The 25,339-nt window shown below is 74.8% G+C and carries 27 protein-coding genes; 19 read left to right on the top strand and 8 right to left on the bottom strand.

Annotation, left to right across the window (positions count from 1 at the left end):
• Positions 1–47: 47 nt before the first annotated feature.
• Positions 48–1,331, bottom strand: a complete 1,284-nt coding sequence (locus tag AB0O09_RS34110) for an MFS transporter (protein ID WP_363548671.1) — start codon at positions 1,329–1,331, stop codon at positions 48–50.
• Between the two features lie 159 nt (positions 1,332–1,490).
• On the opposite strand from AB0O09_RS34110, the gene AB0O09_RS34105 reads away from it, so the two are divergent.
• Complete coding sequence (locus AB0O09_RS34105; protein WP_363548669.1) at positions 1,491–3,020, top strand: hypothetical protein; 1,530 nt, start codon at positions 1,491–1,493, stop codon at positions 3,018–3,020.
• A 128-nt stretch (positions 3,021–3,148) separates the two neighbouring features.
• Entirely contained in the window at positions 3,149–5,125 is a 1,977-nt protein-coding gene (locus tag AB0O09_RS34100; protein ID WP_363548667.1) for a lamin tail domain-containing protein, read from the top strand.
• Positions 5,126–5,226: 101 nt separating this feature from the next.
• On the opposite strand, the gene AB0O09_RS34095 is transcribed toward AB0O09_RS34100, so the two are convergent.
• Positions 5,227–6,117 carry a S41 family peptidase gene (locus tag AB0O09_RS34095; RefSeq protein ID WP_363548665.1) on the bottom strand — a complete coding sequence of 297 codons (891 nt, stop codon included), beginning with the start codon at positions 6,115–6,117 and terminating at the stop codon, positions 5,227–5,229.
• Between the two features lie 224 nt (positions 6,118–6,341).
• Between AB0O09_RS34095 and AB0O09_RS34090 the strand changes: the two genes are divergently transcribed.
• The 4 genes from AB0O09_RS34090 (at position 6,342) to AB0O09_RS34075 (ending at position 11,464) form a co-directional block, all read left to right on the top strand.
• A complete protein-coding gene (locus AB0O09_RS34090; protein WP_363548663.1) occupies positions 6,342–6,638 on the top strand; it encodes a hypothetical protein in 297 nt (98 codons plus the stop codon).
• A 76-nt stretch (positions 6,639–6,714) separates the two neighbouring features.
• Positions 6,715–7,614 (top strand): aminoglycoside phosphotransferase family protein, encoded by a 900-nt coding sequence (locus AB0O09_RS34085; RefSeq protein ID WP_363548661.1) that lies wholly within the window; start codon positions 6,715–6,717, stop codon positions 7,612–7,614.
• Positions 7,615–7,804: 190 nt separating this feature from the next.
• A complete protein-coding gene (locus AB0O09_RS34080) occupies positions 7,805–9,406 on the top strand; it encodes a hypothetical protein (RefSeq protein WP_363548659.1) in 1,602 nt (533 codons plus the stop codon).
• A 9-nt stretch (positions 9,407–9,415) separates the two neighbouring features.
• Positions 9,416–11,464 (top strand): hypothetical protein, encoded by a 2,049-nt coding sequence (locus AB0O09_RS34075; protein ID WP_363548657.1) that lies wholly within the window; start codon positions 9,416–9,418, stop codon positions 11,462–11,464.
• 150 nt (positions 11,465–11,614) lie between these two features.
• Here the strand turns inward: AB0O09_RS34075 and AB0O09_RS34070 are convergent, their stop codons facing one another.
• Positions 11,615–12,145: a MarR family transcriptional regulator gene (locus AB0O09_RS34070; RefSeq protein WP_363548655.1), complete on the bottom strand. Its 531-nt coding sequence runs from the start codon at positions 12,143–12,145 to the stop codon at positions 11,615–11,617.
• Positions 12,146–12,360: 215 nt separating this feature from the next.
• Here AB0O09_RS34070 and AB0O09_RS34065 point away from each other — a divergent pair, with 215 nt between their 5' ends.
• Both AB0O09_RS34065 and AB0O09_RS34060 read left to right on the top strand, forming a co-directional pair.
• Entirely contained in the window at positions 12,361–13,425 is a 1,065-nt protein-coding gene (locus tag AB0O09_RS34065) for an alkene reductase (protein ID WP_363548653.1), read from the top strand.
• Between the two features lie 111 nt (positions 13,426–13,536).
• Positions 13,537–14,442 carry an NADP-dependent oxidoreductase gene (locus AB0O09_RS34060; RefSeq protein ID WP_363548651.1) on the top strand — a complete coding sequence of 302 codons (906 nt, stop codon included), beginning with the start codon at positions 13,537–13,539 and terminating at the stop codon, positions 14,440–14,442.
• A gap of 36 nt (positions 14,443–14,478) precedes the next feature.
• Here AB0O09_RS34060 and AB0O09_RS34055 read toward each other — a convergent pair whose 3' ends face one another.
• Positions 14,479–15,108, bottom strand: a complete 630-nt coding sequence (locus AB0O09_RS34055; RefSeq protein ID WP_363548649.1) for a TOPRIM nucleotidyl transferase/hydrolase domain-containing protein — start codon at positions 15,106–15,108, stop codon at positions 14,479–14,481.
• Between the two features lie 345 nt (positions 15,109–15,453).
• Here AB0O09_RS34055 and AB0O09_RS34050 point away from each other — a divergent pair, with 345 nt between their 5' ends.
• The 6 genes from AB0O09_RS34050 (at position 15,454) to AB0O09_RS34025 (ending at position 18,922) form a co-directional block, all read left to right on the top strand.
• Complete coding sequence (locus tag AB0O09_RS34050; RefSeq protein WP_363548647.1) at positions 15,454–16,368, top strand: nucleotidyltransferase; 915 nt, start codon at positions 15,454–15,456, stop codon at positions 16,366–16,368.
• Positions 16,355–16,624 (top strand): hypothetical protein, encoded by a 270-nt coding sequence (locus AB0O09_RS34045; protein ID WP_363548645.1) that lies wholly within the window; start codon positions 16,355–16,357, stop codon positions 16,622–16,624. The genes AB0O09_RS34050 and AB0O09_RS34045 overlap by 14 nt, the downstream gene beginning before the upstream one ends.
• A 59-nt stretch (positions 16,625–16,683) precedes the next feature.
• Entirely contained in the window at positions 16,684–17,454 is a 771-nt protein-coding gene (locus AB0O09_RS34040) for an SDR family oxidoreductase (RefSeq protein ID WP_363548643.1), read from the top strand.
• Positions 17,455–17,510: 56 nt separating this feature from the next.
• On the top strand, positions 17,511–17,864 hold the full coding sequence (locus tag AB0O09_RS34035) for a MerR family transcriptional regulator (RefSeq protein ID WP_363548641.1): 354 nt from the start codon (positions 17,511–17,513) through the stop codon (positions 17,862–17,864).
• A 90-nt stretch (positions 17,865–17,954) separates the two neighbouring features.
• Positions 17,955–18,467, top strand: a complete 513-nt coding sequence (locus AB0O09_RS34030; RefSeq protein ID WP_363548639.1) for a MarR family transcriptional regulator — start codon at positions 17,955–17,957, stop codon at positions 18,465–18,467.
• The gene (locus AB0O09_RS34025; protein ID WP_363548638.1) at positions 18,464–18,922 is read left to right on the top strand and encodes a MarR family transcriptional regulator; all 459 of its coding nucleotides are present in this window, start codon (positions 18,464–18,466) and stop codon (positions 18,920–18,922) included. Before AB0O09_RS34030 ends, AB0O09_RS34025 begins: the two co-directional genes overlap by 4 nt.
• A gap of 171 nt (positions 18,923–19,093) precedes the next feature.
• On the opposite strand, the gene AB0O09_RS34020 is transcribed toward AB0O09_RS34025, so the two are convergent.
• On the bottom strand, positions 19,094–19,519 hold the full coding sequence (locus tag AB0O09_RS34020) for a VOC family protein (RefSeq protein ID WP_363548636.1): 426 nt from the start codon (positions 19,517–19,519) through the stop codon (positions 19,094–19,096).
• Positions 19,520–19,579: 60 nt separating this feature from the next.
• On the opposite strand from AB0O09_RS34020, the gene AB0O09_RS34015 reads away from it, so the two are divergent.
• Positions 19,580–20,038, top strand: a complete 459-nt coding sequence (locus AB0O09_RS34015; protein WP_363548634.1) for a MarR family transcriptional regulator — start codon at positions 19,580–19,582, stop codon at positions 20,036–20,038.
• 14 nt (positions 20,039–20,052) lie between these two features.
• On the opposite strand, the gene AB0O09_RS34010 is transcribed toward AB0O09_RS34015, so the two are convergent.
• Positions 20,053–20,475: an ATP-binding protein gene (locus AB0O09_RS34010; RefSeq protein WP_363548632.1), complete on the bottom strand. Its 423-nt coding sequence runs from the start codon at positions 20,473–20,475 to the stop codon at positions 20,053–20,055.
• 283 nt (positions 20,476–20,758) lie between these two features.
• On the bottom strand, positions 20,759–21,124 hold the full coding sequence (locus AB0O09_RS34005) for a PRC-barrel domain-containing protein (RefSeq protein ID WP_363548630.1): 366 nt from the start codon (positions 21,122–21,124) through the stop codon (positions 20,759–20,761).
• A 183-nt stretch (positions 21,125–21,307) separates the two neighbouring features.
• Here AB0O09_RS34005 and AB0O09_RS34000 point away from each other — a divergent pair, with 183 nt between their 5' ends.
• The 3 genes from AB0O09_RS34000 (at position 21,308) to AB0O09_RS33990 (ending at position 23,259) form a co-directional block, all read left to right on the top strand.
• On the top strand, positions 21,308–21,895 hold the full coding sequence (locus AB0O09_RS34000) for a hypothetical protein (protein ID WP_363548628.1): 588 nt from the start codon (positions 21,308–21,310) through the stop codon (positions 21,893–21,895).
• Between the two features lie 131 nt (positions 21,896–22,026).
• Positions 22,027–22,389, top strand: coding sequence for a hypothetical protein (locus AB0O09_RS33995; RefSeq protein ID WP_363548626.1), 363 nt, complete (start codon positions 22,027–22,029; stop codon positions 22,387–22,389).
• Positions 22,390–22,818: 429 nt separating this feature from the next.
• Positions 22,819–23,259 (top strand): hypothetical protein, encoded by a 441-nt coding sequence (locus tag AB0O09_RS33990; protein ID WP_363548624.1) that lies wholly within the window; start codon positions 22,819–22,821, stop codon positions 23,257–23,259.
• Positions 23,260–23,371: 112 nt separating this feature from the next.
• Here AB0O09_RS33990 and AB0O09_RS33985 read toward each other — a convergent pair whose 3' ends face one another.
• Positions 23,372–24,079, bottom strand: a complete 708-nt coding sequence (locus tag AB0O09_RS33985) for a DUF1062 domain-containing protein (RefSeq protein ID WP_363548622.1) — start codon at positions 24,077–24,079, stop codon at positions 23,372–23,374.
• Positions 24,080–24,333: 254 nt separating this feature from the next.
• Between AB0O09_RS33985 and pip the strand changes: the two genes are divergently transcribed.
• Positions 24,334–25,293, top strand: a complete 960-nt coding sequence (gene pip / locus AB0O09_RS33980) for a prolyl aminopeptidase (protein ID WP_363548620.1) — start codon at positions 24,334–24,336, stop codon at positions 25,291–25,293.
• Positions 25,294–25,339: the final 46 nt, after the last annotated feature.

Here is a 25,339-nt window from a genome sequence, read left to right as displayed (position 1 = left end):
GCCCTGCTCGGCTCCGGCGCTTTCGACGGGCGGCGCCGGACGGTGTGTCAGCCGGGTTCGACCGCCGGGGCGGTCAGTGCTCCCGCCGGCTGCGCCGGGGCGTCGGCCGGACCGCTGCCGCGCCGCAGTTCCGGGGTCGACGTGCCGACCGCGGTCACCGCCGCCAGGCACAGCAGCCCGCCCGTGACCAGGGCGGTCGCGCCCGACGACCAGCCGGCGACCGCGCCGGCCCGCAGGTTCCCCAACTGGGGGCCGGCCTGGCCGACGATCGTCTCCGCGGCCGTCACCCGGCCGAGCAGCGCATCGGGCGTGCACGTCTGCACGATCGTCGTACGGGACAGGACGGCCAGCGCGTCCGCGGCCCCCGCCACCACCAGGAACCCCAGGCCCGCCCACGCACTGGTCGTCAGGCCGAACCCGGCGAGGGCCGCGCCCCACGTGCCGGCCGCGCCGAGCATCACCGGGCCCGGGCGCGCGAGCCGGGTGACGGGACCGGACAGCGCGGTCGTGGCGACACCGCCCACGGCCAGCGCCGACAGGAACAGGCCCAGCGTGCGCGGGTCGCCGTCGAAACGCTCGCTGTTGACCAGCGGGAAGAGACTGGCCGGCATGGCCAGCACCGTGGCCGCCAGGTCCGTCAGCAGCGCGCCGCGCACCACGCGGTGGCCGGTCAGGAAGCGCAGCCCGTCGGCCACCCCGCCCAGACCGGGACGTGACTGCTCGCCCACGGGCGGCATCGCGGGCAGGGCGAAGGACGCGGCGAACGACACCCCGAAGCTGGCGGCGTCCAGCAGGTAGCAGACGCCGATGCCCCACCAGCCGAGCACGACACCGGCGACGGCCGGACCGAGCAGCATCATCGCCTGCCCGGTGACCTGGTTCAGCGCCAGCCCCGCCGCCACCTGGTCCTTCGGCAGCAACCGCGGCACGAACACCCCCGCCGCCGGCGCGCCCACCGCCCCGAACGAGGCCTGCACCGCCACCAGCGCCAGCACGGCGGCCACCGGGACGTGCCCGGTGAACCCCTGGACGGCCAGCAGCAGCGAACAGGCCGCCTGACCGGCGTTGCCGAGCAGGTAGACGCGGCGCCGGTCGGCCCGGTCGACCCACGACCCCGCGAACAGGCCGATGCCGATCATCGGCAGCGCCTGCGCCAGCCCCACCGACCCGCTCCACACCGTGCTGCGGGTCGCGTCCCACACCTGGAACATGACGGTGACCACGGTCATGAAGCTGCCGAGCGTGGACACCGTGCGTCCGATCAGCAACCGCCGGAACAGCGGAGACGTCCTCAACGGCCGTACGTCGACCAACGCGCGGGCGAGGCTCATGACGGGAGGGCCGGGTGCGGCACGGGCTGATCCACGCCGAGACCCTAGCCCATCACCCCGGGGTCCGGCCGGGCGTTTCCGGCGAGCGGGCACCCCGGTGCGGCGCCCACGACCGGCACCTTTACCCTTCGTTGACCGAACGAAGGAGACGACAGCAGGATGATCGGCAGCTTCTTGGCCTTCGTGGTGATCCCGATGATCATCGCGGGACTGGCGCGGTGGGCGGCCGCGCGACGGCGCCACGCCCTGGCGGCCGGCCGGCCGGTGCACTTCCGGTGCCGACTGGACGGCCGCAGGGGCAGGCTGCTGGCCGACCCGCGCCTGGACGGGCCCGTCTTCCTCGACCGCGCCGGCACGGCCACCGCCCTGCCGCACGGCGGCGAGGTCCTGGACGCCACGCTCCTGCGCGTCACCGGAGCCGCCGTCGAGATGGTCGGCCTGCGCTACCACACGCCCGAGGGCACCGTCCTGCAGCTGGGCATGCCCACCCGGGACGCACGGACCGTCGGCGCCTGGCTCGCCGAACCGCCCCGCCCCGCCCCGGCACCCGCCCGGCGGCTGCGGCCGGCCGCTCCGATGTGGGCGGCCCTCGCCCTCACCGGCGCCCTGCTCACGGCGCTGGCCGCCGCCGACGTCGCCCTGCTCGGCGACCGCACCACCGCCGAGGTCCTCGCCGTGGACCACGACAACGGCGGGTGCACCGTCGGCTGGGACGGCGGCGCGCAGCAGAGCGACGTCGACTGCGACACCGCGCACCTGCGCCCCGGCGACCACCTGCCGGTGATCGCCCTGCCGTGGCCCTTCCTCGGCGAGGCCGTCGACACCCGGACCACCCCGGCCGTGGCCGCCGCGGCCGGGGGCGGCCTCGGCCTGCTCGGCCTCGCCGGCAGCCTGGTGATCACCCCGCTGGCCTGCACCCGCCGCGTCCGGCGGGCCCTGCGCACCGGGTCCGTGCCGGTGCCGTCGGTGGCCGGGGCCGCGGACGGGACCGAGGAGCAGTGGCCCGCCCTCGACGGCGGCCTGACCTTCGCCAACCTGGCGGCCGCCGCCCGGCACGCCGACCGGCACCACCCCGGCGCCCGCGTCACCCGGCCCCGCCGCGGCCCCGGCCGCACCTCCGTGCCGCCGCGCCGCTGGGCGGCGGCCACCGCCCTCGGCACCGGCGCCTGGGTGCTCCTGGCGCTCTCCCTCGGCGGCATCCTCGACGACCACTTCCACCTGGGCCACTGGCGGTTCCTCCTCCTCGGCACGCTCGGCATCGCCGCCGTCGCCCGGATCGGCTGGTTCGCCACCGACCGGTCCTCGCTGTGGCGCCCCGTGCTGCGGGCCGTGCGCTCCGACCCGGCGGACGGCAGCTGGCAGCCGATGCGGTACGTCCGGCTGCGCGAGATCACCGGCGGGATGGTGCTGGTGCTGTTCCGGCCCGAGGGCGAGGACACCGCGGCACCCCTGTACGTGCAGCCGATCTCGGGCTCCCGCGGCACCGGGCGCGGCACCATCGGCGGGCCGCCGCCGGTCGGCGACGCCCTGGTCCACGACACCGGTGCCGGGCCGCTGGTCTGCGAGATCGACGGGATCCGCTACCTGCCCGCCGGCCGCGCCACGGCGGCGGCGGCCGACCCGGAGCGCACCCGCAGGGAACTCCTCCGCTACGCCGAGAGCCACCTGCGGCCGACCGGACGGGGCTGAACCGCGGGCGCCGGTCCGCCGCCGACGACCACGGCCGGCGGACCGGCGCCCAGCGTTACGGCGCCCAGCGGGCGGCATTCAGCCGCCGTACACGCCGTTTCAAGCTCGTGCCACCAGAGTTCGGCCCCGTGCATACCTCACACTCGCGTGCCGGCGTCGCCTCCGTGTGCGCCGCGGCTCTGACGTTTTCGGGTCTGGTCGTCACCGGGCTGGTCGCCGCGCAGCCCGCGGCGGCCGCCGACCCGGCCGGCTACCAGAACGTTCGGATCAACGAGGTCACCTCGTCCAACAACGACACGGTGGAGCTGTACAACACCGGGTCGACGGCGGTGAGCATCAGCGGTTGGAAGATGTCCGACGACGGCTTCTCGCCGCAGTCGTTCAGCCCCTCCTCCACCACGATCGCCGCCGGCGGCTTCGTCACCTTCAACTCGCCCAAGGGACTGGGCGACTCCGACAAGCTGGTGATCTACACGGCCGACGGCACGGTGGTCGACCGCGTCGAGTGGGCGACCAACGGGGCGAAGCCGGCGATGGCGCGCTGCGGCGGCGACGGCACCGGGGCGTGGGTGACCGCGGCCACCGCGACCACGTTCGGCGCGGCGAACGCCCCGGGCTGCCCGTCGTCGATCCCGGCGGCGAGCCGGGTGCGGATCAACGAGGCCACCTCCAACGGCTCGGACACCGTCGAGCTGTACAACGGCGGCACGACCGCCGTCAGCATCGGGTCGTGGAAGTACGTCGACGGCGACACCACCCACACCCCGGTCTCGATCTCGTCCTCCTCGCCGAGCGCGACCAGCATCCCCGCCGGCGGGTACGTCACCTTCAACTCCACCCTCGGCCTGGGCGACGACGACTCGGTCTTCCTGCTCGACGGCAACGGCAGCACCGTCGACTCGGTGACCTGGGCGACCGACGGTGCCAAGCCGTCCGACGAGCGCTGCGCCAACGGCACCGGCTGGTTCCGGACCGCGGTGACCGCGACGCCCGGCAGCGCGAACTCCTGCTCCGGCGGCGGCGGCGGCGGTGGCGGCGGTCAGAGCGGCCGGCTGCTGGGCGGCGGCGGCGCGCTCACCAGCGGCTGCACCCCCGAGGCGCCCTCCGGCACGGGCTCCACCCCGTCCGGCACCCTGGCCTGGCCGGGTGGCCCGGACGTCACGATCGCCGACGACGTCTGCGCGTTCACCACGTCCACCGGACCCGAGGGACGGGACGTCAGCGGCCTGGCGTTCGACCCGGCGAACCCGACGGTGCTGTGGGCCGCCAAGAACAAGAACTGGCTGTACAAGCTGGTCAAGATCAACGGTACGTGGGTCCCCGACGCGACGTGGAGCGCGACCGGCAAGCAGATCCGCTTCGCGAGCGGCACCGGCGAGCCGGACTCCGAGGGCCTGACGGTCGGCGCCAACGGCCACGTCTACGTGACCTCCGAGCGCGACAACACCCACAACACCGTCCCCAAGGACACGATCATGGAGTTCGACCCGGCCGCGACCGGCTCGACGCTCACGCCCGTCCACCAGTGGGACATGACCTCGCAGTTCCCGCAGCTCAACACCGGCAGCAAGGACGACGCCAACCTCGGCTTCGAGGGCGTCGGCTACGTGCCGGACAGCTGGCTGACCGCCAACGGCTGGGTCGACCCGCTGACCGGCAGCGCCTACAACCCGGCGAACTACCCGCTGCACGGATCGGGCCTGTTCTTCGCCGGCCTGGAGTGGGACGGCTCGCTGCACGTCTACGGCCTGAACTCCGACGGCACCTTCACCACGTTCGGCACGATCGCGACCGGCAAGGTCTCCGTGATGGACGTGATGTTCGACGCCGGGACCAGCCGCATCGTCGCCACCTGCGACAACACCTGCGGTGAGACGCACACCTTCCTGAAGGTCGACGCCGCCGGCGCCGTCGTCCCCGACGTGACCTACACCAACCCGGCCGTCATGCCGACCGACAACCTGGAGGGCTTCGCGATCGCGCCGACCTCGACCTGCGTCAACGGCTTGCGCGAGGCGGTCTTCGGCGACGACGGCATCTACGGCTTCGGCAACGGCAGCACCTCCTACGGCCACGCCGTCTACAGCGGCACCTTCCCCTGCTGATCCGACCGACTCGTGGCACGGACGGGGAGGGGGCCGGTGCGGCCCCCTCCCCGTCGTTGTCGTCGCCGAGCCCGGTCGAGGCCCGGTCGAGGCTCCGAGGCTCAGCCGAGCTGCTCGCGCAGGTGCTCCAGTGCCGCCTCCAGCGCCCGGTCGGCCGGGAGGGCGAGGTCCGGCAGGACACCGACGCCCTCCCAGTTGGTGCCGGTCACCGGATTGATCGAGCGGGCGGTCGGCACGGTGACGGCGACGTGCGGGGAGACCGGGATGCGCGAGGTCGGGTGGGCGCCGCCCCGGGTGGTCTCGCCGATCAGCGTGGCGCGCTCCAGCACCTTGAGGTTGTACGCCAGCTCCTCGCCGCCGGAGAAGGTGACGGCCGACGTCAGCACGGCGACCGGGCGGTCCAGGTAGCGCGGGCCGGCGAGGTGGCCGACCGTCCAGTACTGCCGGATCGAGTCGGTGGCCCGGTCGTAGATGTCGTTCAGGTGGGTCTCGTCGCTGGGGAAGAAGTAGCTGCACCACAGCTGCACCCCCTCCGGCGAACCGCCCAGGCACCGGCGCAGGTCGACCACCAGCGCGTCGGTGGCGGCGAGCAGGTGCATCGCCGCACCGAAGAGGGGGCCGCCCAGCTCGGCAGGCGCGATCATGGACAGGTCGAGGTAGCCGATGTTGCCGTCGAGCTGCTCGACCCGCCGGACGCCGTGGTTGTTGGCCCGGCTGAACGCCTCGAAGCGGCCCCGGCTGACCTCCTCCGGCTCCTCCTCCATCGACTGCGGTTCCTCGCTCCACAGCAGCCGCAGGTGCTTGTCCGGACACGCCTGCTGCAGGTCCGCGGTGACCCGCTCGCACAACTCCCGCTCGTCCAAACCGTCGTACGCGCTCTCGGCCAGCCGGCGACGGATCACGGCATCGATGCCGGCCGTCTGCTCGGGGAACACGTATCCGGCGGTGATCCGGGCCAGCGCGGTCTCGAGTATCTCGTGATGAAGCGTCATAGTCGCTGCATTCTGAGCGGTCCGGAGTCCGTGGGCAAACGGGTAACGACGACGGCGGGCCCGGCGCGACGGGGTTGACGCCCCCTGGGCGCAACGGCGCGGCGCGATGCATCGGCCGGTCGTCGTCCTCACCGTGCCGTCGACGGCCGGCACTCCGTGGAGGGGGGTGAACGGTTCTGCGGGAAGAGGCTGTTGGCGGCCGTGCGCGCCAGTAGGTTGGGCTCATGTCCAAGAACGAAGTGACGCCGACGGGAACCTGCTGGTGCGGATGCCGGGCCGTCGTCGGGTCGGGATCCTTCTTTGCGCAGGGGCACGACAAGATCGCCGAGGCGGCCCTCCTGGCGGCCCGCTACGACAACTCCGTGGCCCGCCTCCTCGCCCACCACGGCTTCGGTCCCGACAGCGGAGTGCGCGAGGCCGCCGTCCGGAACGGCTACTGGCAGGAGTGCCCCGGGGCTGGGTGCACATACCGGGGTGCGCCCGCCAGTATTCGCGTGCACCGCAAGAAGGCCGAGCACTAGCGAGTGCTGCAAGGGCGCTGCCCGGCCGGGCAACGGGGTTGACGCCCGGGGGCGTCCGGCGATCGGATGGGGTGTCATGAGCGCAGGGCAGATGCACCCCGGCATGCATCCCGTCGACGGCGACCTCGTGCGGCGGCTGGTCGCCGGGCAGTTCCCCCGGTGGGCCGGGGCGGCGGTGGTGCGGGTGCCGTCCGGTGGGACGGTCAACGCCATGTACCGACTGGGCGAGGACATGGTCGTGCGGCTTCCGCTGGTGGCGGGCGGCGCCGGTGACGTGGCGCTCGAACGGACGTGGCTGCCCCGGCTCGCGCCCCACCTGCCCACGCCCGTCCCCGAGGTGCTCGGAGCGGGCAGGCCGGCCGAGGGGTATCCGTGGCCGTGGTCGGTGTACCGGTGGTTCGCGGGGGAGAACCCCGGGGCCGGGGCGCTGGGCGAACCCGTCCTGCTGGCCGAGGACCTGGCCGGATTCGTCGCGGCGATGCGGAGCATCACCCTGCCGGCCGCGCCGCAGGCCCACCGCGGTGGGCCGGTCGCCTCGCTCGACGCCGCGACCCGGGCGGCGATCGAGGAACTGCGCGGGATCCCGGAGGAAGGCGTCGACTGCGACGCCGCCACCTCCGTGTGGGAGCAGGCGCTGCGGGCCCCGGTCCCGGACGGCCCGCCGGTGTGGCTGCACGCCGACCTCATGCCGGGCAACCTGCTGGTGGCCGACGGCAGACTGACCGCGGTCATCGACTTCGGGTGCGCGGGGGTGGGCGACCCGGCCTGCGACCTGTTCCCGGCGTGGAACCTGCTGCCCGCCGACGCGAGGGAGGTCTTCCGCGCGGCGCTCGACGTGGACGACGCGACCTGGACCAGGGGCCGGGGACGGACGCTCTCACAGGCACTGATCGCGCTGCCGTACTACCGCAGGACGAACCCGGTGATGGCGGACAACGCCCGGCACGTGATCCGGACGGTGCTCGCGGAGGCGTAGGGTGCGTCTTCGCAGGCGTACGGATGCCCCGCACGCCCCTGAACCGGCCTCCCGGGTGCCCTTGAAGACAGCCCCCGGAGTTGCCCTCAAGGGCACTCGGACGGGTCTGGTGGTGCACCCGGCCGGTGACGGTGTCGGCGGGCGCCGTCATGCTGGGGGAGGCGAGTCGGGGCGGGAGGGGGCTGCAGGGGTGCGGAACGGGCTGGACCAGTGGGGGCACGTGCTTCCGTTCCTGCGGCAGTGGGAGGTGGGTCACGGGCTCGCACCGGAGGAGGACGCCGGACGGGACATCGCCCGGAGCGGGTTCGCCCCCTGCCTGGTGACCCTCCTGCGGCTGTCCGCACCGCCGCGGTTCGGCGCCGACGCCGGGTCCTTCCCCCCGTGGCTGCTGGCGGGGCTCGCCCGCACGGGACACCTGCCGCTGGCGGCCGAGCTGGCCCTGTCGACCGTGGACGAACTCGGCCGGGCGGAGAGGCTGCTGGCCGTGGTGCGGGCCGCGGCCGACGCGGGGGACGTGCACGGGGCCCAGGCGCTCACCGACTCCATCACCCTGCGGCAGTGCCGGGACCAGGCACTGGTCGGCCAGGTGTCGGCCTGGGCGCGGGCCGGTGAACGCGACCGGGCCGTGGCGCTGGCGGAGACCGTCCGCTATCCCCACCACTGGGCCGTCACCTGGGCGCTGCTGGCCAAGGCGGTGGCGGACGGCGGCGACACCCGCGCCGCGCTCGCGTTCGCCGATCGTGCCGAGGAGCACGTGCTCCGCAGCGATCCGTCGGCGGCGAAGGTGCTCGTCCTCCTCCTCGAGGTGGCCGACCTCGTCGGCGACCGGGACCGGGCGGACGACCTCGCCGACCGGCTGGAGGACTGGGCGCGGTCCCGGGGGCGCCGTGACGGGGGCTTCGACCGGGACCGTCCACGGCCGCTGGCGACGGTGCTGGTGCGCGACCTCCACCGGGGAGACCTGGACCGCCTCGACGCGCTGCTCCGCCGTCCGCGCCGGTCGCCCCTGGACGCCTGGGTCATGGCGGTCGTGCTCGCCTCGGCCCCCGCGAGCACCGACGTGGAGACGGCCCTCGCCCTCGCGGACCGGACGCAGATCCTGCTCGGTGCCTGTGCCACGTCCTCCGGGGAGGCCATCGCGCTGTGCACGGCGGCGGCGCGCATGCTGGCCCTGCACGGGCAGGTCGAGCGGGCCGCTGCCTTCGCCGACGCGATGCACGCCCCCGACGTCCGCGAGGAGCGGCAGACGCAGATCGTGGCGGAGCTGGCCCGCGGCGGTGACACCGGCCGGGCGGAGGAGCTCGCCCGGGCGATCGGCGACGGCGCGACGCGCGGTCACGCACTGGTCGCCGTGGTCCGCGAACTCGCCCGGCAAGGGGAGACCGACCGGGCCGCGAGGCTCGCCGACACGATCGACGACCCGTGGCTGCGGGACCACGCCCTGGTGGCAGTGGTCCCGGAGGCGGCCCGTCACGGGCAGCGGGAACGGGCGGAGGCGCTCACCCGGACGATCGTCCACCGGGCGACCCGGGCCCGCGCGCTGGCCGAACTCGCCGAAGTGCTCACCGAGTCGTCCGAACCGTCGGAGGCCCGCAGGCTGGCCGTCCGGGCGGCGGCACTCGACGGCTGGCCCAAGGTCCTGCCCCTGCTGGAACGGCTCGCGCCCGACGCGCTGGTGGCCACCGCCGACGCGTGGACGGGCGGGCGCGACGGCGAGCCGGCCGGTCGAGCCGACGGCCGCCACCAGGAGGGCACCCGGGCACCTGCCCAGGCTGACGGTGCCGATCGCTAACCTCGTCCCATGCGTGCGAAGCTGCCCCTGAACAGCCCCCGTTGGCGTGAGCTCGACGGGGTGACCGCCGAGGACGTGCGGCAGGTCGTGGACGCGATCGGCACCCCCGGTGACGGGTGGCGGAAGGCCTGGCAGGGCCTGACCGACAGCCTGATGCGCGAGGACGTCGTCCTGGACGGCGCCTACGCGGCACTGCCGCATGTGGTGGCCGCAGCAGCGGAGTTGCCGCCCGAGCGGTTCACGGACCTCTGGACGGACCTGGGCCTGATGGTCACCGCGGCGGCCCGTCCCCCCGTCCCGGCGGACCTCCGGCCGGGCTTCGAGGCCGCACTCCGCGAGGCCGAACGGGCAGCCGTGCGGGGCTTCCTCGCGGCCGGCACCCCCGCGGCGGGCTGCGCCGAACTGGCGCTGGCCTGCGTCGCCCTGGCCGGCCATCACACCGCCGAGGTGCTGTGGCGGTTCCTCGACCCCGAGGAGCCCTGCCTCGTGCTGGTCTGCCCCGAGTGCGAGACCGACACCGAGTTCCCCAAGTTCCTCGTGGACCCGGGGCGGCCGCCCTTCGAGGCCCCGGCGCAACCGGGCCCGGACCGTGAGCGGTCCGGCCCCGACCTGGTCCGCGAGGGCGAGCACCCCTGGGACGAGGTCGCCGCCGCCCTGCGGGAGGACGCGCTGGGCGAAGGGTGGGAGCCCTTCCTGCGGGCGGCGGGTACGGTCGCCGCGGCGGGCGTGCCGCGCGGAACACCGGGGTCGGACGTGCTGTGCCTGGTCGCCGCCATGGTCGCGGTCAAGGGCACGCCGGGGTGGGCCGGAGCCCGATGGGCCAGGACGCTGATGCTGCTGACCGGCCACGTCCGCTGCCACGACTGCGGGCAGACCTGGACGACCGCCGACTGCCTGGCGCCGCATCCCGACGGGGCGCGCCCGCAGAACCACGGCCGCCACGCATGGCCACCCACCGAGGACGAGGACGAGGACGAGGGCGGGGACGGGGACGGGGCCGAGGCCGCGGGACGAACCGGAGTCCGGCGCGACGGCGAGCGCCTGCTCGCGTCCGACGGCACACTCCGCGGCCGCGCCGAGGCGTTCGCCTCCCCCGAGCCAGGCACGCGCGCCGGAGTCAACGCCCTGGCGGTCGTGGTGCGGCCCGGCCTGCCGGCGCTGGTCGCCGGCGGCGGGGACAGCGGCGTGCTCTGCCTCTGGAACCTGGCCGACGGCCGGCTGCGCCACGGCCCGCTGCCCGGTCACCCGGACCCCGTCCGCTCGCTGACGGTCCTTCCGCTGCCCGACGGCGACGTCCTCCTGGCGAGCGGCGGGGACGCCGGTACGGTCGGCGTCCGGAACGCGGCCACCGGGCAGTCGGTCCGAGAACCGGTCGGCAACTGGCTCGGGGCGGTGATCGGAATGTGCGCCGCGGCCCTGCCGGACGGCCGGACGCTGCTCGTCACGGCGACCGACCGGGGCGCGGTACGGTTGCGCGATCCGCTGACGGGCGACCCCCTCGGACGTCTCAACCCCCGAGGTCGCCGGATCACTTCGATCGCCGCCGTCCCGATCGCCGCCGACCACACGCTGATCGCGGCCGCGGACGCCCAGGGCGACGTCCACCTGTGGGATCCGACCGTCGACGATCCCTGGGACCGCGGCGCGGCGGTGCCGCCGGACGAGCGGGTGCGCGGCGGCCTCCGCCACCGCGTGACCGTGGTCGCGGCGGTGCCCGTGCACGGCCGTGCCCTGCTGGCCACCGGGGACCGCAACGGCGCTGTCGTGCTCTGGGACCCGGCGACCGGCCTCCCGGTCGGCGACGGCCTGCCCCCGGACACCGACGGCTCCCCGCTGACGGCCCTGACCGCCCTCGCACCCCCCGGTCGGCCCGGCCTCGTCCTCGCCGGCAGCGGGCAGGGGCGCAGCCTGCGCCTGTGGGAGCCGGAGACCGGCACCGTCCGGCGCATCCAGCTGGACGTGACGGTCACCTGCCTGGCCGCGGCCGGGTCCGGCACCGGTGTCGAGGTCCTCGTCGGCCACGACCGGGGAGTCCTCGGGCTCTCGGTGACCGCCTAGGAGCGGTCTTCAGGGGGCGCTCGGGTGGTCGATTCAGGTGCCCCTACGCGCCCCTGTGCGGCATCCGTACGCCTTCGAAGACACGGCCCAGCCCTCGCGGTCGCGGCCCGACGCCACTGACCTGTCCGGTCGCCCGGCGGGTCGCTGCGGTCACTCCGGCGGGGCGCCGGCCGGGTCGTCGGCGGCTCGGAGGAGGTTCTGCTCAAGGCGTTCCAGGGTGTGCAGGGCCGCGGCGCGTTCGTCGTCGGTCAGGTCGGCCGCCACGAGGTCCTCCAGTCGGCTCCACGCCTCCTCGACCTCGCGGCGCAGGGCGTGGCTGGCCGCGGTGGGTTCGATGAGCGACGCCCGCTTGTCGGTGGGGGAGGGGCGGCGGCGGACGAAGCCGGCCTGTTCGAGCCGCTGGACGGTGCGGGTCATGGTGGCGGCGTCGGAGTCGAGCAGGCGCACCAGGTCGGTCTGGCGCTGCGGGCCCAGCTCCCACAGGTGCATCATCACCAGTTCCTGGCCGGGGTGGAGGCCGATCCGGCGCAGCAGCTGGCCGGCGAACATGCGGTGGAGCCGGGCGAGGCGGAAGATCGCGTGGCTGATCGGTCCGCCGCCCGCCGCGGCCGGCACCGGGACGCTGGCCTCCTGCGCCGTCCCGGTGGGTTCCCTGCCGGCCTGCGGGGCGGGCTCTGCCATCTCTTCCTCACTTTCCTGGGCGGGCAGCCAATGCTACCCGCCCGGCGCCGGATCCCGTGGATCGGTACCACCTCTCTGTCTCGATTCCCCTGCTGGATGCCCATGCTGGCTGGCATGGGAATGCTCCGCGGTATTTACTTGTTCGGGCAGGTAACTGTTACGGTGAAGGTGTCCGGGCCACCGCCCGCCACCGACCGCAAGGAAGAAGAGAGACCATGACCACCGCTTTCGATCCGATCGTCCTGGGCGGCCGCCGCCTCGCCAGCCGGCTCGTGATGGCGCCGATGACCCGCAGCCGCGCGTACGGGCCGGGCGCGGAGCCGACCGAGCTGATGGCGACGTACTACGCGCAGCGGGCCGGCGCCGGGCTGATCGTCACCGAGGGGATCCAGCCGTCGCCGGTCGGGCAGGGCTACCCCGACACTCCCGGGCTGCACACGGCCGGGCAGGTGCAGGCCTGGCGGCGGGTGACCGACGCGGTGCACCGCGAGGGCGGCGTGATCTTCGCCCAGCTGATGCACACCGGCCGGATCGGGCACCCCGCCCTGCTGCCCGACGGCCTGGTGCCGGTCGCCCCGTCGGCGGTCCCCGCCCCCGGGCAGGTGTTCACCCACGAGGGCCCGCAGGACTTCGTGACCCCGAAGGAGCTGACCGAGGCGGAGATCCACCGGACGATCGCCGACTTCGCCGCCGCGGCCCGGAACGCGATCGACGCGGGCTTCGACGGGGTGGAGATCCACGGCGCCAACGGCTACCTCGTCCACCAGTTCCTCGCGCCGAACACCAACCTGCGTACCGACGGCTGGGGCGGCGACGCCGAAGGCCGGACGCGCTTCGCCGTCGAGGTCGTCACCGCCGTCGCGGCAGCGATCGGCAGCGACCGGGTGGGCCTGCGGCTCTCGCCCGGCAACCCGTACAACGGCATCGCCGAGGACGACCCGCGCGAGGTCTACGAGGTGCTGCTGGAGCGGCTCGCCGGACTGGACCTGGCCTACCTGCACCTGCTGGAGGGCCCGGACCGCGACCTGACCGTGCGCCTGCGCAAGATCTGGCCCGGCACGTTCGTCCTCAACCCGTTCACCCACCCCGAGGCCACCGGCCCGGCCGCGCTGGAACTGGTCGAGGACGGCACCGCGGACATGATCGCTTACGGGGCGCTGTTCCTGGCGAACCCCGACCTGCCGGCCCGCCTCGCCGCCGGCGGCCCGTTCAACACCCCGGACCCGGCCACCTTCTACGGCGGCGACCACCGCGGCTACACCGACTACCCCACCCTCTGACCCCTCTGCACCTGCCGCGCCCGCTGAACCATGCCCCGATCCGCCCCCGTCCGCCGCACCGCGGGCGGGCGGCGACCCCCTCCGCCCCCCACCACTCCACGGGAGTTCCCGATGTCCACAGCGATCACCTTCTCCGAGTACGGCGCACCCGAGGTGCTGCGGCTGACGGAGGTCACCCCGCCGGAGCCCGGGCCCGGCCAGGTCCGGATCCGGGTCCGGGCCGCCTCGGTCAACCCGCTCGACCTGAAGATCCGGTCCGGTCTGCTGGCCGCCAAGGCGCCCGCCGACTTCCCGGTGGTGCCCGGACTGGACGCGGCCGGTGTCGTCGACGCCGTCGGCGAGGGCGCCACCGCCACCGAGGGCGACGAGGTCCTCGGCGCCACCGTGGGCGGCAGCTACGCCGAGTACGCCCTGCTGGACAGGCCGGTGGCCAAGCCCGAAGCCCTGTCCTGGGAGGTCGCCGCCTCGCTGGTCACCGTCGGCCGGACGGCGCACCGGGTACTGGAGCAGCTGGGCGTGCAGGAGGGACGGACCCTGCTCGTCCACGGCGCAGCCGGCAGCGTCGGGACCATCGCGGTGCAGCTGGCCGTCGCGCGCGGCATCACCGTCGTCGGCACCGCGGCGGAGCGCGACCTGGAACGCGTCACCGCCCTGGGCGCCACCGCGGTCCGCTACGGCGAGGGCTGGGTGGAGCGGGTGAGGGCCGCGGCCCCGCAGGGCGTCGACTTCGTGTTCGACGCCTCCGGTGCGGGCGTGCTGGCCGACTCCGTCGCCCTGACCGGGGACGCGGGCAGGGTCATCACCATCGCCGACCTGGCCGCCGCCGAGCACGGCGTCCGCTTCAGCGCGGGCACCTCGGACGGGGCCGGCGAACCGCTGCCGGAACTGGTGCGCCTGACCGCAGCCGGGAAGCTCGCCGTGCCGATCTGGCGGACGTACCCGCTGGCGGAGGCGGCCCGCGCCCACACCGACCTGGAGGCCCGCCGCAACCGGGGCAAGGCCGTCCTGATGCCCTGACCCCGCGGGCCGGTGCCGGGTCAGTGGTTCAGTCGTTCAGCGGTCCGACCACAGGTGCGCCAGGAGGTCGTGCAGGGGCGCCGGTACGTGGTCGAGGTCGAGGGCTTCGACCAGGAGGTGGCCGTAGCGGATCTTCCGGCCCTTCTTCGTGCCGAGGAAACGCCGCATCTGCTGGTGCGGGAGCCGCCCGTACTGGGCGGGCTGGCGCACGAAGGTCCGCCAGGCCGGGAGGTCGCCCTCGGCCCGGACGATCTCCTCGACCCGTGGCACGCCCAGCGCACGGACGAGCTCGTCCTCCAGGTCCGTCGTACAGGTGAAGAACCCGCGGCGCGGCGCACCGGCCCGGTCGAGGCCGCGGTCGTAGAACCGCTGCTCGCCCACGTCGCACAGCCCGGCGAGGCGCAGGCCCAGACCGGGCGGCCCGAGGAGGCCGGCGTAGCGGCCCACGTTCATCGCGCCGCCCATGGGGATGACGCACACGCCCTCGGCGGACAGGTCCCGGCCGTGGCGGGCGGCCAGCGTCTCCACGGCCGCACCGTCGCTCGGCCCTTCCACCAGCACCGCGGTCCGCACGCCCGACCGCACGGCCAGTTCGCCCGCCGGGCCGCCGGGACCGCCCGCCGCCCAGTCGGTGACCGCATCCCGGAACGCCCGCATGTCCGCCATGGGACGATCCTGCTCCTGCCCGGGCAGGCACCGCACCGGATTTTCCGGCCGGCCGGCCGGTCCGGATTTTCGGTGGATCGGGTTTTCGGGCGCGCCTCCCCGCCGAGTCCGGTCGTCGGTCCTATCGTCGTGGGTGTGAGGAGGCCCGGTCCGTCGGTCCACCTCCCCCGTACCCGGCCCGGCCGCCCTCCCCCCTGGCGGCCGGGCCGTGTCATGCCGGTACGCGGCCCGAAGGCGCGATCGTCGGCCACCTGGCCCAGGTCCCGGCCCCGTGCATCGGCGGCCCTCGCTATCGTCCGTGCCGTGCCGCCACGCCGCGGAGCCCGGACGGGGGAGGATGCCCGCATGACGGACGACGCGGCCCGGCACCTCCTCGACCGTTTCGTGGGCCTGCTCCGGCCGATGCCCTCGCTGGTCTCCGTCCGGGCGCACGGCTCGCTCGCCGCGGGCGACTACCGGCCGGGCCGCAGCGGCCTCGACCTGATCGCCGCGCCGGAGCAGCCCTGCACCCCGCAGCAGCAGGCGCACCTCGTCCGGATCCACGAGGCGTTGGCCGCGGAGCTCCCCTCGGCGGCCGAGCTGCACTGCGGTTACGTCGCGGCCGACGGCTGGGACGACCACGCGGCGCCGCACCTCACCTGGGCCCACGGGGAGTTGATGCACCGCCCGGTCACGGCAGTGACCCGCTGCGAACTGCACCGGTTCGGGACGGTCCTGCCCGGACCTCCGCCGACGGACCTCGTGCCCCGGGTCACCGACCGGCAACTCGCGGACTTCGTCGCCGACGACCTGAGGACCTACCGGCGTCCCGCCCTCGACCACCCCGACCGGTGGCGCCGGGACATCCGGGTCGACCTCGGCCTGCTCACCCTGGCCCGGGCGGCGACGACCCTCGGCAGCGGCCGCCTCATCACCAAGTCCGAGGCGCTCGACGTCCTGACCGGCCTCGGCGCCTCGCCGAGCCGGTGCACGACGTCGGACGGCGCCGCCACGGCCGGCCGGCTCCCGCCACAGCCGGGTGGATCGAGCGGCGGTCGGACCTCGCACGCGCATTCCTCGGGCCGGCCATCGACGAGGTGCTCGCCGACCACCGCCCGTAGCACCCGAGCCGAGTCGCCGGGGGCGGATCACTTCGCCCCGGCCGCCCGAACCCGGCGCGCCGGACACGCTGTCAGGAGCCGTGAAGCCGCGCCTCCGCCGCGCGCTGCCCGGGAGGATCCGCAAGGGAGGGCCTACTGTGGCCGGTATGACCAGCGATGACGGCCGGGCGATCGACCTCACCCCTGCGGCGCGGCAGCTCGCCGACTGCTACCAGAGGTTTCTGGAGCTCGTCGAGCGGTGCGGGCGGTCGATGGAGGTCGGCGACTGGGTGGTCCTCGCGGACGAGGCCGGCGACCTTTCGGTGACGGCGGACGAAGTGGCGTCCGCGGCCGAGGCCCTGACGCGGGACGAGGTCGTCACCCGGCCGGTCGACGTCCTCGCGATGGTGGAGCGGCTGTCCCGACCGCCCGAGTGACCGGGGATCCACGGGACTCGGCGGCCGCTTGACCCTGACACCGGTGGCAGGGTCGCAGGATGGCGGGCATGGACACCAGCGCATCGCAGCGACCTCCCCGCATCGTCGCCGTCACCGGAGCCGGCACCGGTATCGGCCGGGCCACCGCCAGGGCCTTCGCCGCCGAGGGCGCCCACGTGGTCGCGATCGGCCGCCGGACCGGGCCGCTGGCGGAGACCGCCGACGGGTTCCCGGGCATCACCCCGCTCGTGGCCGACATCACGGCGGAGGGTGCTGCCGGACGGATCGTCCGGGAGGTGAGGGAACGTCACGGCCGGCTCGACGTCCTGGTCAACAACGCCGGCATCGTCCGCAGCGGCGTCCTCGGTTCGATCCGTCCGGACGCGGTCGCGGACCAGCTCGCCGTCAATCTGGTCGCTCCCGTCCTCCTCACCCAGGAGGCGCTGCCGCTGCTGGAGCGGGCCCGCGGAGTGGTCGTCAACATCAGTACGGCGGTGGGGCAACGGGCCTGGTCCGGCAGCTCGGTCTACGCCGCGACCAAGGCGGCGCTGGAGACGCTCACCCGCAGTTGGGCGGTGGAGCTGGCGCCGCGCGGGGTGCGGGTGGTGGCGGTCGCGCCCGGCGCCGTCGACACGCCGATCGGCGAGCACCAGGGGCTGACCCCGGAACGCCGGGCCGCCGTCCGTGCGTGGCAGCTGGCGCACACCCCGCTGGCGAGGGTCGGCGAGCCGGGGGAGGTGGCCTGGGCGATCACCCGGCTCGCCTCGGCCGGGGCCTCGTTCGTCACCGGCGTGGTGCTTCCGGTGGACGGCGGCGCGCTGGTGGCGTGACAGGATCGCCCGCGGGCGGCGCAGGGCGGCACAGGGCGGGGCAGGGGGCGGTGGGAGTGAAGATCGGTGAACTGGCGGCGGAGACCGGGGCGAGCGTCCGGTCGCTGCGGCACTACGAGCAGGCCGGGCTGATCACCTCGGAGCGGGCGTCCAACGGCTACCGCCGTTTCGGCCCGGGGTCGGCGGTCCGGGTCCGCAACATCCGGCTGCTGCTGGCCGCCGGGCTGACCCTCGACGACGTCCGGGTGTTCCTGCCCTGCCTGGACGGCGACCTCGGTGCGGCCGCGCCCTCGGACCGGGGCCTACGGATCGCCCGGGCCCGGCTGGCCGTCCTCGACGAGCGGATCGCCGCCCAGACCGCCGTCCGCGACCGGCTGGCACATGCTCTCCGGCTCGCGACCGGCAGCTGACCGGGGGAGTCGTGTCCTCGGGTCCGGCCCTCGCCGGGTGGTCCGGCAAAACAGTAGCCATAGACATAATGTCCATGTACTCTTTCCGGTATGAGCAAGGGTTCACCCGGTCCCACGCCCGGCTTCCTGGTCTGGCGGCTCGCCAACAAGTGGCGCGTCGCGGTCGATCGCGCAGTGGCCCCGCTGGGCCTCACCCACGCGCAGTACTCGCTGGTCGCGTCGCTGTACGGCATGCAGCGCGCCGGCGAGCGGCCCAGTCAGCGCAGACTCGCCGACCACACCGGCCTGGAAGCCCTGTACGTCTCGAAACTGGCGCGCGCCCTGGAGTCGGCCGGCCACGTCGAGCGCACCCGCGACCCCCGCGACCCGCGTGCCGTGCAGCTCCGCCTCACCGAACGGGGCGAAGCCGTCACCCGGCAGGCCGTCGCGGTGGTCCAGGACCTGCACCGGCAGTTGCTGGAACCGCTCGGCGGCCTCGACGCCCCGCGCACCAACGCGTTCACGGACGAGCTGGTGCTCCTGCTCGACGCGCCCCTCGCTCCGTCCGCGCCGAACACCGAGAACTCCCGGAACACCGAGAACTCCCAGGGGGAAACACCATGACCACCGACACCACCGCCACGCCCGCGCCCCGGGCCGACGCCCGAGCCCTCGGCCTGGCCCACTACGCCGCCCGTGGAGTCCTGGAGAACGTCCTGGCCCGGCACGGCTGCACCTTCGAGCAGCAGGTCGCCCTGCGCGCCGCCGTCACCGCCGAGGAGCAGCCGACGGCCGACGGGCTCCTCGCCCAGGTCGCGGCCTCCCTCAAGGCCGACCCGGCCGTCGTCCGCGCCGCGCTCGACGACCTGCTGGCCGGGCAGTTGCTCGTCCGGGACGGCGAGCGCCTCCGCCCCACGGAGGCCGGCCGCGCACTGCTCGCCGCCGTCGGGGCGGAGACCGCCCCGATCACCGCCCGCATCTGGGGCGACATCCCCGCCGACGACCTGGCCGCCGCCGGCCGCGTGCTCGCCCTGGTGGCCGAGCGCGCCAACGCGGAGCTGGCCGCGCTCACGGCCTGAGCCCGTGGCCCGTCGTACCTGCCGTGCCCGCCGTGTGTGCCGTGTCGGGCTGATCGGGCGTCACCGTTCCGCCCGGACGGGCATCGGGAGCGCTTCGGGGCTCTCGTCGGGCTGCGCCGTTGCCTGCGCGGGTGGGCGGTGGCGGGCCGGGCCCGGCCGTGGCCGGGCGGGTCAGTAGGACTGCAGCTCGACGAGGGTGCCCTCGGGGTCGCGGAGGTGGGCGGTGCGCAGGCCCGGACCCCACTGCGGGCGGTCGGTGGGGGCGGCGACCGGCTCGGCGCCGTGCCGCAGGCAGAGGGCGTACCCGGCGTCGACGTCGCCGACCCGGCACACGAACATCACGCCACCGTCACCGCCGTCGCTGCCGCCGCCGAGGGCCGGTCCGGTGCCGGAGGGGTCGGCGTCGAGGGCGGCGGCCAGTGCGGCACGGTCGAACAGGGCCAGCACCCCCTGCCCGGCCACGTCCCAACTGGCGTAGGGGCCTTCGGCGTTCCCCCGGGCCAGTTCGGCGCCGGCGAGCTCGGGCAGGACCGCCCGGTAGAAGCGGAAGGTCTCGGCGAACCGGTCGACCAGCAGACGGGGGTGCAGCGCGTCCACGGAGGCTCCTCGAAATAGTGGGTCTGCACCCACTATAGGTCCTGACCTAGAATATGGGTCGTGAACGAGCCCATCGACGTCCCGCCGAGCCTGCTGGACCTCAGCACCTACCTGCTGTCCCGCACCGGCAAGGCCGCCCGGACCCGACTCGCCGAGCGGCTCGCCCGCCGCGGACTGCGGTTGTGGCACCTGGCCGTGCTCGCGGCGCTCGCCGACTTCGGCCCGCACGTACAGCGCGACCTCTCGGTGCGGCTGTCCGTCGACCCCAGCGACATCGCCAAGGTCGTCGACGAACTCGCCGCGGCCGGCTGGGTGGACCGCTCCCGCGACCCCGCCGACCGCCGCCGCATCCGGGTCACCGTCACCGACCCCGGGCGGACGGCCCTGCGCGAACTGCAGGCCGAGGCCGAGGCCGTCCAGGCGGAACTCCTCGCCCCGCTCTCCGCCGCCGAGCGCACCCGACTCCACGGCCTGCTCAGGCGGCTCTTCGACGGAGACCCCGGCACTCCGGAGGACTGACGCCCCGGCAGGGCTCAGTGACCGGGGCGGCCGGGTGGGTGGAAGCAGGCGGTGACGGTCTTGCCCCGGGCGTCGGGGCGGCTCTGCCATTCGTCGGCGAGGGCGTCGACCAGGCGCATGCCGCGGCCGGAGGTGGCCTCGGGCCCGGCCTCGCGCGGGCGCGGGAGCTGCGGCGAGTCGTCGTGGACGCTGACGTAGAGGCAGGAGCCGTCCCAGGTGAGGACGAGATCGGCGTCGCTGCGGGCGTGGATGTGGGCGTTGGTGATGAGCTCCGACACGGTGAGCACGACGGCATCGGCGGTCTCGGGTGCGTGCACCGTCCAGCCGAGCGCGTCGAGGTGACGGCGCGCCCAGGCACGGCCGGCCCGGACGCCGCTCGACACGGGCAGGGTGCGTGCCCAGCCCATCGCCCTCAGCGCGTTGTCACGGTGGTCCATCTCGGGCCTCCCCTCGTGGCCTCTTCCCGTGACCCGGCTGCCCCGCTTTCCCCGCCGCACACCCCCCGTGCCCGCGCCGGACCGCACGGCTGAACCACCCGCGCCTCGACGAGGCCGACAGCGGGCTCCGGGAACTCGGCGTGCCGCTCCGCCCCTGACGCCGGCCGGCGGACGGCCCGTAGACCGCCGCCGCCCGGGTGTGCCCTCCGCACGCACGTGGGCCGGGCCACCGCCGACGTGCGCGGTGGCCCGGCCCGCTGCGGGTCCGGTCGGACGGGTCCGGTCAGACCGGGCCGCCGTAGTAGGTGCCGTAGTAGGCGGAGTACGCCTCCCGGTAGTCGTGGTCCGCCGGGTCGTGCCGGTCCGGGTCGTACTCGGGGCTGTTCTTGATCTCGTCCTTGGTGCGGTCGAGGTAGACCTTCTTCTCCTCCTGCTCGACGCGCACCACGGTGCCCGCCGGGAGCAGCACGTGCTTGCCGAAGATCCACGGCCCGGTGTCGACGACCAGGTACTGGGAGGCCGTCCGCTCGGACAGCTCGTCGACCTTGCCGACGGGTCCGTCGGTGGCCTCGACGTGGAAGCCGACCAGGTCGCTCCCGGCGACGTGGCCGGACGTCGTGCGGAAGTCCCAGATCACGATGTCGCTCATCGTGCCCTCCTTCGTGTCGCGGGTGCCGGGCGGGCCGTTCCCGCCCCGGTGCGTCCCCCGACGGACCGGCTGCCCCGGAAGCGGCCCGCCACACGTCCTGACTTCGCGGCGCCGTGATACCCCGGGCGGGGTCCGAGGCGTCTGTAGGGGTACACGACCGACTCATCGAACGGGGAACGGAACATGCGACGTTGGACGGCACTGCCGGTGGCACTCGCGCTGGTGGGACTCGGATCGGCGGTGATGCCGGCCGCCGCCGCGACGGGGACGGCGGCGGCGGCCGCCGTGCAGTGCGACTCGGGCTGGGGCAGCCTCGACAAGGCCGGTCGGGCCGGGACGGACGCCTACCGGTACATGACCGGCATCAGGACGGGCACGCACCCCTGCTTCGACCGCATGGTCGTGGACGTGCCCGGTTCGTCGCCCGCCGACCCGGTGGCGTACCGGATCGACTACCGGGACTCGCCGATCGGCACCACCACCGACGACCGGCTGATCCCGGTCGCCGGCGGCAAGGTCCTGAACATCGTCATCGGCGCACACACCACCGACGCCGACTGGAACACGACCTACCCGCTGCGCACGGGGGAGAGGCTGCCCGGGCTCGACCTCACGGGCTACCCCACCTTCGTCGAGGCCCGGGGCGGCGGCTCGCACGCGGGTGAGACGCAGATCGGGCTCGGCGTCCGGGCGCGGCTGCCGTACCGCGTCCTCCAGCTCGACGGCCGGCTGGTGATCGACGTGGCGCACAGCTGGGGCGCCACGGGCTGATCCGCGGGCGCGCCCCCGTACCGGCGCCGGCCGGTACGGGGGCGCGGTGCCCCCGGCCGTCCGGTCCGGAACCGCGGACGCGCCGGGCGCGTCGCGAACCACAGGGCGAACTCGGGGGTGGCACGGAAGCGGTGAAGGCCCGTCGGCCGGCCGGCGGCTGCGGCTGGGCGGCGCTGTGGGTCCTCGCGGCCTTCGTGCTCGCCACCGGGTGTGTCCTCCACGGCACCGGCCGGGTGACGGAGAGCTGGCACCGGTGCCTCACCCAGGACCACGAACCCGACCCCCGGACGGCCGCGGCCACCCGCTCCGTGCGGGCCGTCGTGTTCGTCGTCCTGTTGCTGCTCGGCGCGGTGCTCTCGCCGCTGCCGCGCAGCCGGTGGTACCTGCCGCCCGTCCTGGCCGGGACCTTCCTCGGACTCCGGGCCTGGGACCTGACCGGCCACGGCCACCACGCCGACTTCCACGGCCCGCAGTACCGCACCCGCACCCGCTAGACCCCGACGCGGGCCCCGTCCGGACCCGCCGGACCAATTCATGAGGATGCGTCACGTTCTGTGCTAAGCCTGTCGGACGTCACCGTCCGTGTCTGTGGGAACGGTCCGTGGTCGGCGGTTCCGGACACCGTCCTTGCACCTCGGGCCCGTCGGCGCGGCTGCGCTCGCACCTGCCGGCCGATGCCCGGCCGTGGGCTCGTTCCTGCCCGCCGCCTGAGTCCCGGTCATGCTCAGTGGCCTCCCGGTGACAGGAAGTCGGCCCGCCGGGCGGGGTGTTGCGCAGGCCGGTTCGCGCGGACACTGGAGTGGTGGGGGTGCGAACCGAGCACTGAGGAAGCCGCCCATGAACATCAGATCCGGCGCCACCGCGGCGCCCGCGGACGACCACGATCCGCGGGCAACCTGCACCGTCCGCGGGAGGCGACCGTCATGACCGTCAGATCCGCCCTGCACCCGTTCGGGGCCCGCGCCGTCCGCCGCACGATCGTGGTCACCACCGCCCTGGTGACCGCCGCCGCGCTCGGCACCGCCGCTCCGCTCACCGCCAGGGCCGCCGCTCCAGCCCCGCAGGGCCAGGTGTACTCCTGGGTCAGCGACGGCTGGGGCGGCGGCACCGTCACCAGCCGACCCGCCGGCATCAACTGCCACCAGACCGTCGCCGACCCGTGGAACGGCGTCGGCCAGGAGAACCCGACCGGCACCTGCGCCGCCTCGTTCCCGGTCGGCACCACGGTCACCTTCACGGCCACCCCGGACCCCGGGTCGTACCTCAACGCCGGCCCCGACCCGGTCAGCCTGACCGTCCAGCCCGGTTACAACGCGGTGTGGGCGATGTTCTGCCCGAACGACGACCTCTGCTCCGCAGGGTGACGCCGGACGATAACCGTCGAATCGTCAACGACACCGCCAGGAGCAGGGCCTCCCGGCGGCTCGAAGGCCGACTGCGCCCTCGCGCCGTCCGGGAGGCCCTGCCGTCACGCCGCTACGCTCCCGCCGTCACCGGGCGTGCGAACCGGCGCGGGGGCGGGTCGGCCGGCCCGATGCGGGTCGGGCCGGTGCGCTCGGCGTCCGGACCTCCGAGGAGCTCCGGCCGTTGCGCGGCGCCGGCGGCGCCGGCGGCGCCCGGTGCGTGGACGGTGAGTTCGAAGTCCCGGTGCGCCTTGGCGTCCAGGGCCAGCGGCAGGCGGACCCGCCCGTCCGCGACCAGGCGCCGCACCGCGCCGCGGCTCACACCGAGGCCGAGCATGAGCAGCCGTTCCACGCGTACCGGCACGGGCAGCTCGAAGCCGACCTGCACGGTGAGCGGCGTCGGGTCGTCGAGCGCGTGCAGGGGCGTGCGGATCTCCAGCGCCCAGGTGCCCGTCCAGTCGAGGCGGTAGGCGTTCTTCGCGGCGAGCGACGCACTCGTCGTCAGCTCCCGCACCACGGCCGGGTCGTTGTTCTCGTACGCCACCAGCCGGGCGGGCTCCAGCGACGAGACGTGGACGCGTTCGTGGACGGGCACCTTCGAGGTCCGGTCGCAGGCCGCGCAGCCCAGGAGGAGCCAGACGTCGAGGAGTTTGCCGCTCGCGTTGACGCGGATCCGGCCCGTGGGACGGTGCCGCGTGCCGGGGCAGTCCGGGCAGGGGCGCACGACCGTGGGCAGGGCGGACTGACGCACGGCCCACAGGGCCTTGCGGTCGGTATTCATGGCTGTGGTTGCTTTCAGGACTCGGCAGGAGCGCTCGCGGCCGGGGCCGGGGCTCCTGGGACATGACGGATGCACACGAGGGCGCGAGTCGTCGCCTCGGGGCCGAATGGCCAGGCCCGGAGGTGGACCGCGCGACAGGTCGGTCGTTGCCGTGTGGCAGCCGTTACATGTACATGTGGGCGATCATGGCCGGGGCCGGGGCCCGCGGGCAAACCGTTTTCCCGCCGGGCGGCAGCCGCCTACGATGAGCCGCCGTGGTTGAACTCCATCCTCCGACCGGTCCCTACGACAGCGGCTTCCTCGACACCGGGGACGGCAACCGCATCTACTACGAACAGCTCGGAAACCCCCGGGGCAAGCCGGCGTTGAACGTCCACGGCGGCCCGGGAGCGGGCGCGCCGCGGCGGCCGACGAGGGCTTGGGACCCGGAGCGCTACCGCGTCGTCCGCTTCGACCAGCGCAACTGCGGCCGCAGTACGCCGCACGCCAGTGACCCCGCCGCGGACATGAGCCTGAACACCACGCGGCACCTGATCGAGGACATCGAGCGGCTGCGCGAACACCTCGGCATCGAACGGTGGTTGCTGAACGGCGGCTCCTGGGGCGCCACCCTCGTCCTGGCGTACGCGCAGCAACACCCCGAGCGGGTCACCGAGATCGTCGTCCCGGCGGTGATGACGAGCCGCCGCTCCGAGATCGACTGGCTGTACCGCGGCGCCGGACGGTTCCACCCCGAGGCGTGGGACCGGTTCCGCGACGGCGTCCCCGAGGACGAGCGGGACGGCGATCTGCTCGCCGCCTACGCCCGGTTGACGGAGCACCCGGACCGGGCGGTCTGGGCGAGGGCCGCCGCCGACTGGCTCGCCTGGGAGGACGCGGTCGTCTCGAACGAGCCCAACGGCGTGCCCGGCATGTACAGCGACCGGGAGGTCGACGCACGGATCGCCTTCGTGCGGATCTGCGCCCACTACTTCAGCAACGGCGCGTGGCTGGAGGAGGACCAACTGCTCCGCAACGCCCACCGCCTGGCCGGGATCCCCGGCGTACTCGTGCACGGACGGCACGACATGGGCTGTCCGGTGCAGACGGCGTGGGAACTGGCCAAGGCGTGGCCGGACGCACGGCTCCACATCGTCGAGGACTCCGGGCACGCCGGGAGCGAGGCGATGCAGCAGGTCGTCCGCTCGGCCATCGAGGAGTTCAAGGACCGGTGACCCGCCGGGGCCGGTCGGTGGGCAGGAACCCGTGGGGGGTTCCTGC

Origin of the sequence: Kitasatospora sp. NPDC093679 (genome assembly GCF_040683455.1) — a bacterium.
In the GTDB taxonomy this organism is placed as follows: domain Bacteria; phylum Actinomycetota; class Actinomycetes; order Streptomycetales; family Streptomycetaceae; genus Kitasatospora; species Kitasatospora arboriphila.
Note: the sequence above shows the minus strand (reverse complement) of the source record. Positions and strands in the feature narration are given on the sequence as shown.

Bases quoted from the DNA above. Each gene is read 5' to 3' on its own strand.
- AB0O09_RS34110 (WP_363548671.1), bottom strand. From the start codon at position 1,331: ATGAGCCTCGCCCGCGCGTTGGTCGACGTACGGCCGTTGAGGACGTCT.
- AB0O09_RS34105 (WP_363548669.1), top strand. From the start codon at position 1,491: ATGATCGGCAGCTTCTTGGCCTTCGTGGTGATCCCGATGATCATCGCG.
- AB0O09_RS34095 (WP_363548665.1), bottom strand. From the start codon at position 6,117: ATGACGCTTCATCACGAGATACTCGAGACCGCGCTGGCCCGGATCACC.
- AB0O09_RS34090 (WP_363548663.1), top strand. From the start codon at position 6,342: ATGTCCAAGAACGAAGTGACGCCGACGGGAACCTGCTGGTGCGGATGC.
- AB0O09_RS34085 (WP_363548661.1), top strand. From the start codon at position 6,715: ATGAGCGCAGGGCAGATGCACCCCGGCATGCATCCCGTCGACGGCGAC.
- AB0O09_RS34075 (WP_363548657.1), top strand. From the start codon at position 9,416: ATGCGTGCGAAGCTGCCCCTGAACAGCCCCCGTTGGCGTGAGCTCGAC.
- AB0O09_RS34070 (WP_363548655.1), bottom strand. From the start codon at position 12,145: ATGGCAGAGCCCGCCCCGCAGGCCGGCAGGGAACCCACCGGGACGGCG.
- AB0O09_RS34065 (WP_363548653.1), top strand. From the start codon at position 12,361: ATGACCACCGCTTTCGATCCGATCGTCCTGGGCGGCCGCCGCCTCGCC.
- AB0O09_RS34060 (WP_363548651.1), top strand. From the start codon at position 13,537: ATGTCCACAGCGATCACCTTCTCCGAGTACGGCGCACCCGAGGTGCTG.
- AB0O09_RS34055 (WP_363548649.1), bottom strand. From the start codon at position 15,108: ATGGCGGACATGCGGGCGTTCCGGGATGCGGTCACCGACTGGGCGGCG.
- AB0O09_RS34050 (WP_363548647.1), top strand. From the start codon at position 15,454: ATGACGGACGACGCGGCCCGGCACCTCCTCGACCGTTTCGTGGGCCTG.
- AB0O09_RS34045 (WP_363548645.1), top strand. From the start codon at position 16,355: ATGACCAGCGATGACGGCCGGGCGATCGACCTCACCCCTGCGGCGCGG.
- AB0O09_RS34040 (WP_363548643.1), top strand. From the start codon at position 16,684: ATGGCGGGCATGGACACCAGCGCATCGCAGCGACCTCCCCGCATCGTC.
- AB0O09_RS34030 (WP_363548639.1), top strand. From the start codon at position 17,955: ATGAGCAAGGGTTCACCCGGTCCCACGCCCGGCTTCCTGGTCTGGCGG.
- AB0O09_RS34025 (WP_363548638.1), top strand. From the start codon at position 18,464: ATGACCACCGACACCACCGCCACGCCCGCGCCCCGGGCCGACGCCCGA.
- AB0O09_RS34010 (WP_363548632.1), bottom strand. From the start codon at position 20,475: ATGGACCACCGTGACAACGCGCTGAGGGCGATGGGCTGGGCACGCACC.
- AB0O09_RS34005 (WP_363548630.1), bottom strand. From the start codon at position 21,124: ATGAGCGACATCGTGATCTGGGACTTCCGCACGACGTCCGGCCACGTC.
- AB0O09_RS34000 (WP_363548628.1), top strand. From the start codon at position 21,308: ATGCGACGTTGGACGGCACTGCCGGTGGCACTCGCGCTGGTGGGACTC.
- AB0O09_RS33990 (WP_363548624.1), top strand. From the start codon at position 22,819: ATGACCGTCAGATCCGCCCTGCACCCGTTCGGGGCCCGCGCCGTCCGC.
- AB0O09_RS33985 (WP_363548622.1), bottom strand. From the start codon at position 24,079: ATGAATACCGACCGCAAGGCCCTGTGGGCCGTGCGTCAGTCCGCCCTG.